Origin of the sequence: Bradyrhizobium sp. 62, assembly GCF_023073035.1 — a bacterium.
Lineage (GTDB): Bacteria > Pseudomonadota > Alphaproteobacteria > Rhizobiales > Xanthobacteraceae > Bradyrhizobium.
Genome location: NZ_JADPIT010000032.1, coordinates 767,711 through 786,533 on the forward strand (window position 1 = coordinate 767,711; position 18,823 = coordinate 786,533).

An 18,823-nucleotide genomic window follows, 5' to 3' on the forward strand; every position below is an offset into this window, starting at 1 on the left:
GAAGAGGATCTGAAATGCGCCGACCATCTGCAAGGCGAGACAATGACGAGCTGACGCTGCGGGGGCTCGCGCGTTTCCGTTCGATGTCACTGCTCTGCGCGATGCAGATGGTCTTCCTGCCGGTGTTCAGCGTCCGCCTGCAGGCACAGCCGGCGAACGTGATCACGCCGGACGGCCGCACCGGGACCAGCCTTCAGACGTCCGGCAGCGTGACCACCGTCACGACGTCGACCGTCTCCGGCACCAGTGCCTTCAACTCGTTCTCGCAGTTCAGCGTCGGGCAGGGCAACACGGTCAATCTGCAATTGCCGACCGGCACGCAAAATCTCGTCAACATCGTTCGCGACGCACCGGTCTACGTCAACGGCACGCTGAACTCCTACATGAATGGCGCGATCGGCGGTAACGTCTATTTCGCCGATCCCAAGGGCTTCGTGGTCGGCCGCAGCGGAACGGTCAATGTCGGCAGCCTCAACGTCTCGACGCCGACGCGCGAGTTCACCGACAGCCTGATCGGCGCGCAGGGGCAGATCAACGGTTCGGCCATCGCCAATCTGATGGCGGGCTCGTTCCCGGTCTCGCCGGACGGCAACATCCGGATCTACGGCCGGGTCAATGCCATCGATGGCGTGCGCCTGACCGGGCAGAACGTCCTTGTCGGTGGCGCGAGCCAGCGCGACATTGCCAATCTCGATCATGCCGCGAAGTTCGCGGCCTCGGTCAATTCCAAGGGGCTGCGGAGCGCTGCCGCGATTTCCGTGCGCAACGGCTCCATTCACATCGGCGCCGTCAACAGCGCCAGCGTCAACGGACGGCTGACCGCGCGCAGCAGGACCACCACGCCAAGCAACATCACGGTCGTGGCCGGCAACCAGGCCGAACTCGGCAAGAATGCACGCTTGAGCACGGCGAGCAGGACCGCCGATGCCGGCGGCGTCCTCGTCAAGGCCGGCAACGACGTGACCGTGAAGAGCGGCGCGAAGATCAATGCCAGCTCGAAAACCGGCAATGCGGGCTTGGTCGAGCTGAGCGGAAACGGCGTCATCGACGTCGGCAGCGGCGTTACCATCAACCTCGCCGCGCCGAACGGCCGGGCCGGCACGCTGCTGATCGACCCGACCGATGTGGTGATCGGCGATGCCAGCCAGGGCGACGTCGGCGTAACCCTCGGGAACACGTCCGTGGCCAACGCCATCGCGGCGCTCAGCGCCGGCGGCACCTATCTGGTTCAGGCCGACAATTCGGTCACGCTGGCCGCGCATGCGGTGATCGATGCCCGCAACCTCGACGCCACCAAGACCCATTCCGTCGGTAACGCCATCAACGTCGAGATCGACGCGCCGACCATCAGCATCGTCAACGGAGCGAAGATTCTCGCCCAGGCGGTCAATGTTGGTGGAACGAACTACGCCAGCGGCAGTGTCACGCTGACCGCGACGGCGACTGATACCAAGCTCTCGGGCCAGGCCACCGCGACCACAGGAATCACGATCGACGGCCAGATCACCGGCGGCGACATCTCGATTGGCGCGACCTCGACGGCGACATCGAGCTTCACGAGCTCGGTCCCCGGCCTCTTCACGCTGGTCGGCACCACGCTTGCGGCCTCGCTGCTCGGCCTCAACGGCGGCTATGTGGCCGCGAGCGCCACGGCGACGGTGAACATCAACGGCCACGCCAACATCAACGGCATCGGCAACGTCGACATCAAGTCGCACGGTTCGGAGACGGCGCAGGATCCGGCGCTGGCGAGCACCTTGCTCGGCGGCTCGCCGATCGGCGCCGCCGCCGTCGTCGGCAAGCTCGACGGCAACGTCACCACCAACGTGGCCTCCGGCGCCACGATCAGCGCGGGCGGTAACCTCAACATCCACGCCATCAATGACGCCACGCTGAACGTGACTGCGGTCGCGGCGACGTCCAGCGCGCAATTCGTCGCGACCGTTGCCTATTCCACCGGCTCGGTCTCGACCACCGCCAATGTCGCGACCGGCGCGAACCTTTCCGTCGGCAACGTGATTGCATCCGGCAACGCGCTGACGGTGCGTGCGATCAACAACAACTCGTTCGCGACCAGTGCCACCGCGGTCGCGCTGAGCACGCCAAACGCGAGCGGCGGCATCGGCGGGGCGCTCGCCATCAGCGACGTCACCACGTCGGCCACCGCAAAGCTCGGCGCGTCACTGGGCACCAGCACGTCGTCCCGGATGAACGGCTCCGTGATGGTCGAGGCGACGTCGAACACCACGAGCAACTCGACCATGGCTTCGACCATCGTCGGTACGCCGGCCGTGATCGGCGCGATCCAGGATTTCATGGTCTCCACGGCCAGCCCGGGTTCGATCATCGCTCAGCATATGATCCCGCTGATGCCGGTGAATTTCAATCTGAAGGCCGCCGCCGCGCTGTCGCTGGCCAACAGCACCGAAAACGCCACCGCGTCGATCGGCCAGAATCCGAGCGGCGGCGCACCGAACCTCTATGTCAGTGGCAACGTCGTCGTCGTCAGCACCCTCGTCGACCGCGGCGTGCGCAGCAACGCCACGGCTTCCGCGATCGCCTCGGACCCGACAAGCGGCGAGGGGGTCGCGATCAGCGCCGCGGTCGCATGGGGTAATTTCAATCACAATTCGAACGCCTATGTCGGCGGCGGTACCGTGATCAATGCGGCCAACATCGCCGTCGACGCCAGCACCTGGATGCCGATCACCAATACCTGGCTGAAGTGGGACGGATTGACCGAGGTTCTCAGCCACCTCAACGGCAATCTCGGCGTCGGCGGCAACATCCTGACCAGCTATGCCAACGCCACGGCCGACGCGGGCGATACCGCCGCCGTGGCCGGCTCGGTGAACCATTTCGTCGTGAACAATGACACCACGGCGTGGGTGGCCAGCAGCGCCAGCCTGACCGCGACATGCACGGCGGCTTGCGGCAGCAGCTGGTCTGCGACGGTGAACAACGGCGACGTCCACACTTACGACGCCAGCATCCAGATCGCGGCGACGACGACGACGGCGTCGATCGACGCCGCCGGCAATGTCGGTACACTCGGCTTCCTGCCCGGCAACACCTCCGGCGGCTCCTCGGTGGGCGGATCGCTCAATTTCGTCCAGTTCAACACCAGCACGATCGCCGGCGTTTCGGAGAGTGCATCGCTGCGGGCGGCGGACGATATCGCCGTCAACGCGATCACCTCGGATCAGTTCGTCGCGGTCGCGCCGTCGTCCGGAAAGGCCGGCGGCGCGCTGGCTCTGAACGGCATCACCTCGCTCGGCTTCCTCAACAACACGACGCACGCCGCGATCTCCAGCCAGGCCAGCGTCTTTTCTCCGACGCTCAACGTCCTGGCGCAGCAGGATCTCTCGGTCGTGACGATCGCAGGCGCGGTCAATGTCGGCGGCGGTTCGGCGGTTGGATTGTCCGTTGCCTATCTGGGCGCGAATATGGATACGTCCGCCTATATCGGCGACAACCATTCCGACATCCGGTCCGGTCCGTTCAGCAGCAACGATCCGTTTGCCGGCAACGGCGGCGGAAGCGGCTCGGTCAACGCCGACAACCTTACGATCAGCGCCACCACCTCTGGCCGGATCACGTCCGCGGCCGTCGCGGCTTCGATTAGCGAGCCGTCATTGTCCAGCTTCGCCGACAAGGCGAACGCCGCCGGTGCCGCCGCGACCGGCGGGCCGGCCGGGATCGCGCTGGCTGCTAACAAGATCAGCTCGGGCTCCGGATCGAGCACGAGCGGCTTCACCATGGACCTTGCGGGCAGCTCGTCCGTAAGCGACGTCTCGCTCGGAACCAGTGCTTATATAAAGAATACGTCGGTCAACAAATTCACCACGGCGACCGCGGTGAACACGAATACGATCGTGCAGGCGCTCAACGACACGATTCTGAGCAACGGCTCCGGCTCCGCCGCGGCCAACATGTCGGGCGGGTCGTCTCAGGGAGCCGCGATCGGCGCCGCCATCGCGGCGGCGATGTCCAACAATGCCACGCTCGCCTATATCTCCGGCACCACGATGCAGAACCAGATGTCTGTGACGGTGCAGGCACTTAATGGCGGGTCGGAAACCGTCGTCGCCCTCGGCGTGGCCGGCGGAACGTCAGCCAATGCGCTCGCTCTGTCGGGATCCGTCGGCATCGTCACGGACAGTGCCAATGCCTATATCGAGAACTCGACGATCACGGGCTTCGCGACGGGGACCAACCGCGCGATCGAGGTCGATGCCTATCAGACCACGAACATCGCGATCGGCGGCGGTTCGCTCTATCTGTCGGGCGGCAAGGCCGGTGTCGGCATCGCGCTGACCTATGCGTCGATTGCCGATCCCTCGGGCGTTAATGCCACCGACGCGCATATCCGCAATACGTCGATCTCGAACTATGACAGCCTGCTGGTGCTGGCCGACAGCGCCAGCGTGATTGCGGCGGGTGCGGCCTCGGGCGGGGCAGGGAGCAACGCCAACGGACTTGCCGGGGCAATCGTCGTCGACGAGATTACGCCCACGACGACGGCGTATATCAGCAGCAGCGCGACGGTGAACATCAATGTCGGGCGCGTGACGGTGCTGGCGGACAGTGGCGCTGTGTCGGACCTCGATACGGCGCTCGGAAATCTGGTCAAGAAGTCGAACAGCGGTCATCTCGCATCGGACACGTGCACGGCCGCCGCCGGAAACGGCACGGCGAATTGCATAGATTTCAGCGCGGCGGCGCTCAACGGCGGCGCGGGTAACGGTCCGGGCGCCGGCATCGTCTCCGTTGCGGGCACCATCCAGGCCGGCAAGAACAATGTCGGCGCTTCGATGGTGTATGACACCATCGCGACGACGCATTCGGCCTATATCGCCAACGTCCGGATGTCGGCCCTCGGCACAGTCAGCGTAAATGCGGTCGACACCACGAAGATCCAGTCGGTCACGATCGGATTCGGTCTGGCGAGCGGCCAGTTTGCCGGCGTCGGCGGCATGACGATCAGCTCGATCGCCAATACCGTTTCGGCGGCTATCGGCAACAACCAGTCCGACACGACGCAATCGACCGTGACGGCCTCCAACATCTCCGTCACCGCGACCGAGAATTCCAGCATCACCGGAGCCGCCGCCGTCGCTGGCGGCTCGACGCAAGGCAGCGCCGCGGGCCTGGCGCTCGTCTACAGCAGCATTGCCAATAATGTCAGCGCCGGTGTCGCCGGCTCCAAGCTGACCGCCTCGGGCAGTGTCGCCGTCAACGCGAACTCGAACGCCAGCATCTCGACAGTTGCCGTGGGTATCGCGATTTCTTCCCAGATCGGCCTTGCAGGTTCGGTCGCTACCAATCTGATGGGAACCAACGTCACCGCCAGCATTGCCGGCGGGGCCGACGTCATCGCGAACAACAACGTTGCCGTGCTAGCCGGCAATAATGACAAAGCGGGTGTTTTCGCCGGCGCCGTGTCCATCAGCAAGGGCGCGGCCGGCGGCGCGGGCTCGATGGTCACTAACAAGATCACCGGCACCACCGCGGCCTATATCAGCGGGACGACGACGAAAGTGGATGCGCTCGGGACCAGCACGAGCGACGTGCTCTCGGTCAACAGCGGCACGCTCGCGCACGCGATCGATCTCGGCGGCTTCAGCGCGCCCACCGACACCACGCCCGATCTGAGCGAGACCCAGGAGAGTGTACGCGGCCTCGCCGTCGTCGCCAGCTCGCACCAGGCCGTCGTCACCAACGTCGCCACCCTGTCTGCGGGCTCGGGCATCTCCATCATGATCAATCCGATCATCAATGTGATGAGCGGATCCACCAAGGCCTATATCGACGGCGCGGCGATCGACACGCGGCTGGCAAGTTCGACGCTGGACCCGCAGATCGACGTGGCCGCCAGCAGCTTCTCCTATTCGGGCGCGTTCGGCGCCGGCGTGGTGCCGCCAACCGGGAGCGGGGGCGGCGGCGCGACCATTCTCAGCACGACGATGTCGCGTGACACCGAAGCGTACATCACCAATGCGACCGTTGGTGGCGTGCAGTCGACGAGCGCAACGGTGGGCGCCGTCACCGTGAAAGCCAATGCCGAGCAGGACGCGTCATCGATCGCAGTCGGTTTCGGCACCGGCTCGGTCGGGCTGAACGTCTTCGTCGCAACCACCGAGGCCTATGTCGACGGCGGCTCCCTCACGGCGTCGTCGCTCACGGTCAACGCCTACGACGCCACAGGTATCGCGTCGGCGAACGGCTCGGGCGCCTATGGCAGCCAGGCCGCGGTCGGCGCGGCGTTCCTGGTTCAGGTCTCGGCGAACCGGACGGAGGCCTATGTCGGCGACGAGTTCCACTACCAGGGCAACGGTGCGGCGCACACCACCGCGGTCAATCTGAGCGGTGCGCTCGACGTCCAGGCAACGACGAAAAACCGCTTCCAGGCCTATTCGATCGGCGGGGCGCTTTCGACCGGCACGGCGGCGATCGCCGGCATGGCCAATATCGAGATTGCCAACAACACCACCATCGCGGGCGTTTACGACACCACGCTGCAGTCCCCCACGGGCGGCGCGGCTGGCGCGGTCACCATCAACGCCACCGAGGACGTTGCGATCAAGGAGATTGCCGGCGCGCTCTCGATTGCCGCCAGCGGATCCGGCGTTGGCGTTGGCGCGGCGGCCAACGTCATCGTCTTCAAGAGCCAGACCATTGCGGAAAGCCGCAACAGCAACCTCAGTTCGTCCGGCGCGATCAATGTCGGCGCGCTCAGCACCAAGGAAGTGTTGTCCTACGCAGTCACCGCCGGCATCGGCGGCAGCGTCGGCATCGGCGCAACCGTCGGCGTCATCATCGTCGGCACCAACACCGCCGATCCGGACACGCTGGGCGAGCAGACCGGCCAGCTCAACCAGGGCAACAACGGCACCCTCGCGTCGGTGAACGCGGGCACCAATTCCTCGCACGGCAGCGACGCGGTCGCGAGCGGCACCTCGGGCAATCCGGGCAACGCCAACGCAACCTCGACCTACGACATCAGCACCGTCCTGACCGGCGGCAATGACGGCGTCACCGCCCAGATCGCGGGCGGCAATGTGACCGGCACGCAGGTCAACGTCGCCGCCACCAGCGCCAACGCGACCAAGATGTTCCTGCTCGGCGCCGGCTTTGCCAAGAATGTCGGGATCGGTGCCGGCATCGGCTACACCAGCGTCAACAGCAGCGTGCTCGCCAATCTGAGCGCGATCGTCGCGGCGCCTTCCGTGACGGTCGCCGCCCGGGTCAAGGACGCCGACACCGGCCCTTATTCGGGCAAGACCGTCGACAGCGAGGCGATCGCCGGCGGTGCAGCGCTCTACTTCGGCGCGGACGCGGCCGTCGCTGTCGGCAACGTCGCCAACACCGTGACAGCCCAGCTCGGCGGCTCCGTCACCGGCACGGGCGGCACCGGCGTCGCCGTCATGGCGATGGACAGCTCGACGCAGAGCGTGACCGCGGGCGGCGGCACCGGCGGCCTTGCGGCCATCGGGGTATCGATCGCCACCACGGGACGATCCAGTTCTGTCGCGGCAAAGGTGCTGTCGAACGCGACGGTGAACAGCTCGACCCTTGCGGTTGGCGCAGGCGAGGCCGGCGCAATGTCGGCGTCCGCGACCGCGGTCGCGGGGGGCATCGTCGCCGGTGACGGCGCAGTCGCGACGGCAAAGGAAAATTCGACTGTTCTGGCCGAGATCGGTTCCAGCGCATCGATCACCACCTCCGCGACCGGCGTCGGCACGCTGGTCTCGGCATCGCTCACCCCCAATCTTTCGAGCAAGGCGATTGGCGTCGCGGTCGGCGGCGGCGCCATCGGCGTGTCGGTCGCGGAATCGATGGTGACGGCCACCGTCACGGCCGATGTCGGCGACAACACCACCTTCTCGGGCGGTGCGCTCGCCGTGACCGCGATGGCGCTGGTTCCGACGAGCGGCACGACGACCTACGCCTGGTCGCTCGCTGGCGGCGGTGGCTCGCTGATCGGTGCACAGGGCAGCTACGCCAGGGCGTCCGAGAACGCGACGGTGAGCGCGTATGGCGGCACCGGGATTACGCTTCCCAACGCCGACGTGGTCATCACGGCCCAGAACGACAGCAGCCAATACGCCCAGGCGACCGGCCTTTCGACCGGCTTCCTGGCAGTGGGTGCGACGGTCGCCCAGACGTCGTCGAGCGCGCACACTTACGCTTATCTGGGCGCCCCCGACGATATGGGCGCGACCCATCTGAATCACGCCGACTACACCGGTATCCTCCAGATCACGGCGACCGGCAAGGACATCAACGTCTCCAATGCGACGGTTGGCGCGGGTGGCACTTATGCCGGCGCTGCCGCGGTCGCGACGACCAGTTCGACCGCCGTGACCAATGCGCGGTTCGACGGCGGCGCAACGGATGACACGCTGTTCTTCGGCGGCCTCAACATCCAGGCCAAGCACACCACGAACTATGCCGCCAGCGGCGATGCCTACCAGGCGTCCACGGCCGGCGTCTCCGGAGGCAGCGCGCAGAACGACGTCAACGCGACCACGACCGTCGACATTGGACCTCATCTGATCATCAACTCGGCCGGCGGCGACATGGTCGTCATCGCCAACGACATCGTCACCCAGGCTGGTGGCGGCGCGCGGTCGGGCTCCGGTGGCGTGTTCGCGGGTGCTGCGGCACTGAGCAACACGCATGTCACCCAGACCGTCACCACCAATATCGGCGCCGGGACGGTGCTGAGCCTCAACGGCGATCCGCGGACATCGGCGGCGGTGATCAACATCGAGGCCTACAACACGCTCAATACCAACGACACGGCGAGCCTGGCCACAGCCGCGTTCTTCGCCGGCGGCGGCGCCGAATCCAACATGACGGCGAACGCCATGCTCGCGGTCAACATCAATGCCCGCGAACTCTTCAGCGCCGGCAAGATCTATATCGGCACGGCTGCGAAGATGGCGGCGTCCAACAACGCCAATGCCAGTCTCTACGGCGCGATCGCCGGCGTCGGCGCCAGCACCAACAGCTGGGTTCACGCCAACCAGGCCGTCAACGTCGGCAACAACGCCAAGGTCGAGGCCTGGGGCCAGATCAACATCTATGCCGGCATGTCGGGCGACACCATCATCTTCAGCAGCGTTCAGGCTACCGCGACGACGGTCGTCTACAACAACACCGCGATTCCGATCTCCACGCTCTACCGCGGCACGGCCAATGCCGATGACACCACGAGCCTGACGCTCGCCAACACCTCGACCGTGCTCGGCGTCCAGAACATTTCCCTGGGAGCGACCCAGGGACAGGTCACCGCCTCCGGCAATGGCAGCAACTACAATCCGTATCTGGACATCTTCAGCGCCAAGAACAGCGACAACCACAGCCATACCAGCGGAACCGGCGACGTCGCACTCGATGGCCTGGTGGTAGCGGGCATCAACAACGATATCACCATTACGATCGACGTTGGTGCGGGCGCACCGACCGCGAGCACGACGAGTCCTTACTCGTCACTGCTGTCCGGCGGTTCGTCGACGCCCACCCTCGAATATGTCGCCGACGTCGATCACTTCAACCCGATGATGAGCTGGAACCACCAGGTGGTCCAGTACACCATCGTCGGCGGCTTCAATCCCTACCAGAGCGTCGTCAACCAGCTCGCCACGCTGACCGGCCTGACCGAGACGCAGATCCGCTCGCAGCTCGCGGCGGCGACGCCCGCGGCGCCCGCCACGATGTCGCCGTCGGGCACCGATCCGACCGGCGACTTCCAGCGCCAGATCAACGCCTTGATCCAGCAGGCGCCGTATACCTCCGACGCCGCCGGCAATGCCTTCGCGTTCGGCGATATGCTGGTGTCCGCCGGCAACGTCTCGATTCTGGCGCAGAAGCTGACCGGAAACAGCGGCACGAACCCCGCAGCGCCGGCGGTCATCGCGCGCAGCTCGCCGATGATCAAGATCGAGAACAGGGGCCTCGACTTCATGGACCTGGCCAACCTCACGGTCACCAATATCACCGGAGGAAACATCACCTACCGCCAGATCGACCATGTCGACCCGGATTCGCACTCCAATGTGACCTTCACGGCCACGCCGAGCGCGACGCCGATCATCGACATCTCGGCCACCTACAACCGCTTGGATCCCTCCAGCGGACTCGGCGTCGACCAGAACGGCAACCAGCTGACCCGCACGCCCGACATCTATTTCGACGGCGTCGTCAACAACGAGAACGGCCTGCTCAAGATCACCAACAATCTCGGCAGCATCGTCGCGTCGCAGTCGCTCAACGCCGCGACTGTCCAGATGGTGGCGCCCAACGGCTCGTTCGTCTTCCTCGGCGGCATCGGCAGCTTCTACACCTCCAACCACGATGTTCTCTCGCAATGGTCGGGTGTCGAATTCAAGCCGGGTGATAACGACACGCTGACGGCGGTGATGGCGGCGGCGACCTATCTCGGCGCCTATGGCGATTACGCGAACAGCCCGCATATCGGCGCGGGCGGCGGTCACCCGTATTCCTACTATTGCTGCGTCGACGGCAATAACGGCGTTCAGCAAACGGCGAGCAACAGCACCATCTTCACCGCGCGCATGCTGGATCTGTATTACGACGGCCTGTCGCTCTATTCGGCGATCTTCCTGCCGATGGGCCAGGGTGCGCCCGGCGCCGGTAACCCGAACGTCGGCGGCGTGCCTAACGCTGCTACGCTCGCGATCATGGAGGGCCCGACGGCTCAGACCATCTCCACCGCGCCGTGGGAGCGAAATACCTATACCGGGCAAGGCGTCTACAGCAACTCGACCTACGATTACACCACGACCTCGACAGACGCACAGGGCAACACCACCACCACCAACCACACGGCTACGTATTACTCGCCATTCAACTGCGCGGGGTGCTCTGCCTACTTCCAGGTCGTCAATATCCAGCCCGACGTGATCACGCCGAAGACCGCGTCTTCGAACTCGGCCGCGAACTCGAGCACGGGGACCAACCCGCCGGCTAACGCGCCCTTCATCTTCGGCAAGGCGATCATCATCTCGGCGGGGGTCATCAACATCAACGGCACCATCCAGAGCGGCACGAGCAGCGATTACTCGGTCGACATCGGAGGCTCCACGTTGACCGCCATCAACGACCTCAAGAGCCGCAATGCGGGCGCGGACTTTGCCCAGGCCCAGGTCAACGCCCAGAACGGCAGCTATTACGACATCACGGCGTCCGCGACGACGGAGGCCGCCGGCGACATCAAGATCGGGGTGAAGTACAACGCTCTCACCGACCAGATCCTCGTGAACGGCGTGGTGCAGGGCTCGGGCGGCTACGTCTATCTGAACGGCAGGATCATCTCGACCTCGACCCAGGACGGTGTCTCCCAAGGCACGATCGCGGTCAAAGGTGGCGCCGGCTCGATCGCGGTCAACAACACGACCGGTCTGCAGCTCGTCACCAACACCATCAATACCGGCGTCAGCGCGCCGAGCGTGATCGAGATCGTCGATCAGCTCAAGCAGCAGACGACGTGGTACGTCTACAATCCGTCCGCTGCGGGCGGCCAGCAGGTGTCGACGTATCAAACGAGCGGCGTCAATGCGAGCCACTACACCGACACGATGTTGACGAGCCTCAGCGGCACGGCAGGTATCCAGTACGCGACCAAGGCAAACATGTTCTACCAGTGGGTCGACATGGCGACGCTGGATCGTCCGACGAGTTCGACGCAGTTCGACTACGGATGGCACTATACGCCCAACTCGGCCACCGGGCAGAACTGGACCCGCACCATCAGCCTGGTTTCGGACGTGCAACAGGCCCAGGGCGGCGGCGGCAGCACTGGCCCACAGACATCGAACTTCCAGGAAGTCGTCACCGCGACCGGTTCCTATCACACCGGTGGCGGCAACACCCATCCCGAGAAGTGCTGCGGCACGGACAACCAATATAACTGGTACCAGAATATCTATGATCACCTGACCCTTACGCTGACCAATACGGTCAAGGCGTCGAACCCGATCAACATCTCGTTCAGCGGCGGCGGCAACAGCACGGTTCTGGTCACTTCCAACTCCGGCATCGTCGTCAACGGTCCGATCAACAACCTCTCGGGCACGACGACGGTCAGCGCCACGGGAGCCAATTCGGCTATCACCAGCGGCACGAACGCGAACAACCCGATGATATCGGGCCGGAGCGTCATTCTCTCGGCGGATGGCGGCATCGGCACGATCGGCGCGAACGGTGTTCCCGTCCAGGTGCAGGTCTATGGCGGCAGCCTGACGGCCAGTTCGATCGACCACGACATCGCGATCGCGGCCGTCGGCTCGCTTTCGATCAACCATGTGAAGGTGAATTCGGCAGGAAGCACGCCGCAGGGCAGCGTCTTTATCTCGGCGACCGGCGACATCAACTCGGCCTCGCCCTACGACGTCGCCAACCCCGTCGTGATCGGCAAGAACGTCGAGATCAACTCCACCGCCGGCGCGATCGGCGCGACGAGCGCCGTCATCAACGGCGCGAGCACCCTGACCAATATCAATCCGCTGGTGATCCAGGCGACGGGCACGACGCAGGCCGGCGGCACCGTCGACGGCGGGGTTCTCGACAGCGCATCGGCGACCGGCACCTACATCGTGCAGTCCAAGGGCGACCTGCGTCTCGGCACGGTCCAGTCGAGCGGCGGCCCGGTGTTCCTCGAGGCGGCCGGCTCGGACGGCAACCAGGCCAGCATCCTGAACGGAAGGGCGGCGGTTGGTCTCACCCAGGCGCAGAGCCAGCATCTCCAGGACGTCTGGACCAGCCTCGACCTGCTCAGTGGCAACGCCGCCACCAACGCCGTCAACAGCTACCAGTCGATGGTGACGTCGGCCTATAACGACTACTTCCAGCTCAAGAACATCGCCTTCGCGAACGGCAGCACCTACAACCCGACTTCGGTGGGATTGACGGTGCTGCGGGCGCAGGTGGCGGCCAAGCTCGGCATCGATCCCGCAAACGTCTCGACGACGGACATGAAGGTCGAGGCCACGACGCGGTTCCTGAGGGACCAGTTCCTGCTCGGCAAGATCACGACCGACGAGCTCAAGACGTCGCTGACGACATTGCTCGGCACGGCACCGGCAGATCCGCTGGGGACCGTGTTCGGCAGCTCGTTGTCGTCGACGCTGTTCACGAAGCTGTTCGACGGCGTAACGACAGCCAATCAGCGCCTACCGAGCAATACGGCGCTGCAAACGGCGCTGAACACTTACAATGCGAACTACGCCTATGCGCTCGCGTCGACCGAGCGGGTCTACGGCATCATCACCGCGGGCGCGCAGTGGACGCAGAGCCAGCTCGCCTACACCGTCTCGTCGTCGGCCGTCGGCGCGGCGCCGCCGCCGATCGACGAGAACGTCGTGGCCAATGTCAGCGCCAACCAGATCATGCTCTACGCGCCGCACGGCTCGGTCGGCAATTCGGCAGCGCCTCAGACGTTCACATTCACCAGCGTCGATTCCTCGTCGCTGACGCCGGCGCAGAGGGGATTGCTCGCGACGGCCGGTCCGGGTCAGCTCACCGTCGGCGCGGTCACGGATCCGACCACCCACGTCGTGACCTATACGGTCAGCCTGTCGCAGCAGAACCTCGTCGTCGTCGACAACCCGATCGCGATCTCGGCCAAGGCGCTGACCAACATCTATCTCGGCAGCAAGAACAGCCTCACGCTCGGCGGCATCACCGCGAATTACGGCCCGATCGCGGCCGCGCAGGCCAACGGCATCGAGGTGACCGGCCGCGGAGACGTCAAGCTCGACGCCGTGACCAGCATCACCGCCGCCGCCGGCGTGACCGGTACGCCCGTGATCTCCGGCGATATCGGCAATCTGACTCTGATCGCCGAGCACGGCAATGTCGGTGCCCCCGGCGCTGCCGGAAGCAATCCCGCGACCAACGCGAACGCGATCCAGATCGCCTTTGCCGACCCGGCCAACGACCAGCTCGACCAGGTCTCGTCGGCGCAGGGCATCTATGTGAAGCAGACCACCGGCGATCTCATCGTCGGCAACATCGCCGCCGGCAATGCAATCCAGCTCGCGGCGACCGGCAGCATCTACGCCGAGTCCGGTTTCACGGATCGTACCGCGATCCATATTCTCGGCACCGATCTCGATCTGCGCGCCGGCGGCAGCATCGGCTTCAACGGCTCGACCTTCCAGCCGGTGCAGGTGAATATCTCCGGCGCCGTGACCGGCTCGGCGGTCGGCGATCTCAGCATCCTGGCGGTCACCGGCGACCTCGTGGTCGGCACCAGCGGCGCCTATGGGACGCTGACATCCGGCGGCGCACTGACGCTGAACGTTGCGCGCGGCGCGCTCACCATCAATGCCGACCTCGCCAGCGGCGGCCTGATGCAGCTCCTCGCCAACCGTGGCATGACCTTCGCGGCCGGCACCGGCACGGCGCCGGTGGTTGCGACCAGCAGCGCCGGCGGGATGACGCTGGTAGCCGCGACACTGTCGATGGGAGCTTACTCCGCCATCAACGCGGCCGGCGTGATCTCCGTGACCACCACCGGCGACGCGACCATCGGCCAGCTGAATTCGTCGCTGTCCTATGCGGTGGCCTCGAATGCGCCTTCGATCATCGTCACCGCTGGCGGCGTCGCCTCGCTCGGAGCGATCATCGACAATGGCGACGGCCAGACCAAATTCGTCGCGTCCGGCTCCGGCGCCGAAGTTTCGCTGAGCGCGTCCAACGGCATCGGCAACGCGGCGAGGCGGTTCATCCTCAGTGCCGCGCGGCTGTCGGCAAGCACGAGTGCCGGCGACATCTATCTGAAGTCTCTGACCGACACCGAGGCGAGCCTGCTCTCGGCGGTCAAGGGCAGTGTGGACATCCTCGGCACCGGCGGCCTGACGCTCGACCAGGTGCTGGCAGGTACGGATGCAGGCGCGAGCGGCACCTTCAGCGCCGTCGCGAACAACGGCAGCATCGTCATCGGCACCGCCGACAGCAGCGGCTCGCAGACGGTCCACGCCACCCAGAACGTGACGTTCAAGTCGCTCACGTCCACCGGCTACAGCGGCGACGCCGGCAGCATCAACGTCAATGCGGACAACGGCTTCATCCTGGCGCAGACGGTGATGTCGGGCGGCGTGCCGACGCTGGGCTCGGTCTCGGCCAACGGCTCGGCAAGGCTGATCGCGGCGGGCACCAACACCGGTCATAACCTCACGGCCGCGACCGGCACCGCGGTCCTGAGCGGCACCGTGGTTCATTGGGATAATCTCACGGCCGGCGGCACACTCGACGTCACCGCGACCGCCGGGGGGATTACCGTTGGCACCGCCATCAGCGGCGGCACACAGACCTTGCACGCCGTCAACGACATCGTCTTCAGCCAGCTCACCACGACAGGCATCCCGGGCGACGCCGGCGACCTCAACGTCAAGTCCGACACCGGCTCGCTCCGTGGCGGATCGATCTCGGCCAGCGGGGATACGCATTTCGATGTGGCCGGATCGGTCTCGCTCGACCGGGTCAGCGGCAACGTGATCAAGCTGACTTCATCGGGCGACCTGACCATTGATTGGGTCAGCGTGGTCAAGGAGCTCGATCTCGCCGCCGATACCATCAACGTCAAGGGCGAGCAGGTCCGCTCGAACCCGTCGGTTCCGCTGATCATGAACATCACCGGCCATAACGGCGGCGTCGCGACTTCGGCCAATATCTCGATCGATCCGGACAGCATCATCATCAACCAGTTCAAGGTGGTGGACGCGAACTTCTGGACTGATGCGCACGCGGTCGCGATCCTGAACGGCTATGTCCCGGGCCAGTTGATGCTGACCACGGCAACCCAGCAGGTGCTGCTCAACAACCGTACGCCGGCGCCGTCCAACTGGCCGACGTTGCAGCTCTACCAGCCGGGTGGCGTGTTCACGATGAGCCAGGTCGGGAATGCCAATGTCAGCAACGCCTATGTGGTGTTCTACACCGGCGACGTCTCGGCCACCGTTAGCAACTATGGGCCGACCCACACCTGCTGCTACGACTTCACCGGCGCCAGCATGGTGCGCAACATCCCGGTCGACGGCGAGGGCAGCGAGAACATCGAGACCTGGCTCGCGAAGAAGGACGGGGGGACGTTCTACCTGCTCGGTCTCTCCGGCAAGGCGCGGCTCGATGCGCTGCTGACGCCGCGGCCGGTCGAGACCATCGGCTCTGGTCCCGCCGTCAACATCGAGGGACTGAGCGACATGCGCAAGCTGCGCCGGCAGGGTCAGCGCGTGGGACGCGCCGGCTGGAAAGACGCGGCGAATGAGGCGACGAAGCCGGCCATCGGCCGTCTCGCACAGGCATGGTAACGGGACTCGGGATGCGGATTTGGGGGGCAGCGTTAGGGATTGGGCTAGCAGCTAGCTGGATCGCGCCTGCGCGCGCGCAGGTGCCCTCGATCAATCCCGGCGTGATCCAGAACGACGTCGACCGGCAACGCCGGCAGCTCGAACAGCAGAGCGCGCCGCCCAAGCTCAACGGGCCGGCGGTAATTGGCGGCGAGCGGGAGAAGTCCCAGCTCCTGAAGCCGGGCGGGCCGAAATTCCGCCTGCGCAAGGTCGAGTTCGACGCCTCCAAGTTCATCACGCCGGCCGAGCTCGATGAGATCGCGAAGAAGTATGTCGGCAAGAACGTCGACATCGCCTCGCTGCTGCAGCTCGTCGCCGACATCAACGCCATCTATACCGAGCGCGGCATCGTGACGGGCATTGCGACGCTGCCCGAGCAGGATGCCAAGGGCGGCATCGTCCGCGTCAAGCTGACCGAAGGCCGGCTGCAGAAGACGACCATCGAGGGCAACAAGCAGACCCGCACCGAGTACATCTTTCAGCGCGTGAAGGAGCCCGAAGGCGAGGTCCTCGACGTTCCAAAACTCAATCGCGACGTGATCTGGTTCAACCGAACCAACGACGTGCAGATCAAGGCGCTGCTGCAGCCCGGCACGAGCTTCGGCCTGACCGATCTCCAGTTCGCCGTGATCGAGCCGCCGGTCGACACCTTGCAGCTCTTCACCGACAACCAGGGCGCGGAAAACACCGGGCGTTGGGAGGGTGGGGCCTTCTACAAGCGCCACGGCCTGTTCGGCGTCGACGACCGCCTGACCTTCTACGGCGTTCGTTCCGACGGCAATCTCAACGGCAATGTCGCCTACAGCATCCCGGTCAATCCCTGGGGCGGCCGCGCCGGCGTCAGCTATACCGAAGGCAAGATCAAGATCATCCAGGGACCGTTCGTCGCGCTCGACGTCACCGGACGCTCGAGCCAGGCCGCGGTCAATTTCAGCCAGCCGGTCTGGGTGACGCAGAACTGGCTGGTGCTGCTCAACGCCGCGGAGACCGAGGGCAAGACGGTCAGCCGCTTCGCCACCGTCGCCGTGACTCAGGATCATTACGACAAGGCCACGGCGGGCCTCTCGGTGACCAATTCCGGCAACACCTATTCGATCACGGTGTCGCCGGCGGTGAACTACATCACGTGGCAAGACCACGTGCTCGGCAATAATCGCACGTTCAACACCTATACCGGCTCGATGTTCGCGACCAGCGCCGCAGGGCCTGCAAATTTCAGCACCAATGTGCTGGCGAGCTGGCAGTACACACAGGAGAAGCTGCTGCCGGGCGACCAGATCTTCTCGATCGGCGGTCCCACCACCGTGCGCGGTTATCCCTCCAACTCGGCATCCGGTGACAGCGGCTATTATTTCAACGCCGAGCTGCACTACAATTGGTCGCAATGGCTCAGGGGTTTCGACACCTACATCTTCACCGACTGGGGTGCGGTGTATTCGACGTTCCCCGGGATCACCGAGTTGGGCTCGGTCGGCATCGGCTTCTCCTGGACCTACGCCTCGTTCATGACGTTCGAGGCGAATTACGCGACGCCGTTGAAGATGGCTGTCTCGACCCAGAACCATTACGAGGCCTATGGCCGCGTCATCTTCCGGCCGTTGTTGATGTTCCAGAAGCAGGAAAGTCCGGCGCCTGTCGCGGCAGTGGCCGGCAGGAGCAAGTCGTAGCTGAAGCTCTCGGTCGTCTTTGCGACGAAGCAATCCAGACTGCTTCGGCGGCAAGATTCTGGATTGCTTCGCTGCGCTCGCAAGCCTGGATTGCTTCGCTTCGCTCGCAATGCGAGCCGATGGACTGCGATGCGGTCTGATTAACGCCGCAACGTAAATTCTTCCGCGCCGCGCCGCTGCTCCCACTTCGCCTGTTCCAGCTCGGGCCGGTCGCATTCGACCTCCGGATAGCCAATGCAGAGATAGGCGATGAACTTCCAGTTGTCCGGGACGTCGAGAATGGCATGGATGCGATCTGGATGGAGGATCGATACCCAGCCAAGCCCGATGCCCTCGGCGCGCGCGGCGAGCCACATCGCGGTGATCGCCGCGACCACGGAATATTCCGTCGTCTCCGGCATTGTCGCGCGGCCGAGGCCGTGACCGATGTCGCTGGCCTTGTCCGCGAACACGGCGAGGTGGCCGGGGGCCTGTTCGAGACCCGACAGTTTCAGCGTCGCATAGCGCGCTGCGCGCTCACCGGCATAGGCATTCAAGGCGTCGGCGTTGCACGCTTTGAAGTCGTCGATCACGGCGCGACGCCGTGCGGCGTCGTCAACGATGACGAAGCGCCAGGGTTGGCTGAGGCCGACCGAAGGCGAGAGACAGGCCGTCTCGATCAGGCGATCGACGGCGCCGTCAGGCAACGGATCGGCGCGAAAGCGGCGCACGTCGCGGCGCCACACGAACAGCTCGCGCAAGTGCTGGCGGAAGGTGTCGTCGAATTCGACCATCGCA

The 18,823-nt window shown here is 65.1% G+C and carries 3 protein-coding genes; 2 read left to right on the forward strand and 1 reads right to left on the reverse strand.

Translation table 11 applies throughout. The features are described from left to right. Positions 1 to 14 precede the first annotated feature (14 nt). Positions 15 to 16,340 (forward strand): leukotoxin LktA family filamentous adhesin, encoded by a 16,326-nt coding sequence (locus tag IVB47_RS32980; RefSeq protein WP_247467724.1) that lies wholly within the window; start codon positions 15 to 17, stop codon positions 16,338 to 16,340. An 11-nt stretch (positions 16,341 to 16,351) separates the two neighbouring features. Then, on the forward strand, positions 16,352 to 18,046 hold the full coding sequence (locus IVB47_RS32985; RefSeq protein WP_247467726.1) for a ShlB/FhaC/HecB family hemolysin secretion/activation protein: 1,695 nt from the start codon (positions 16,352 to 16,354) through the stop codon (positions 18,044 to 18,046). 140 nt (positions 18,047 to 18,186) lie between these two features. Here the strand turns inward: IVB47_RS32985 and bluB are convergent, their stop codons facing one another. Continuing rightward, positions 18,187 to 18,819, reverse strand: a complete 633-nt coding sequence (gene bluB / locus IVB47_RS32990; protein WP_247467728.1) for a 5,6-dimethylbenzimidazole synthase — start codon at positions 18,817 to 18,819, stop codon at positions 18,187 to 18,189. Between the last annotated feature and the right edge of the window lie 4 nt (positions 18,820 to 18,823).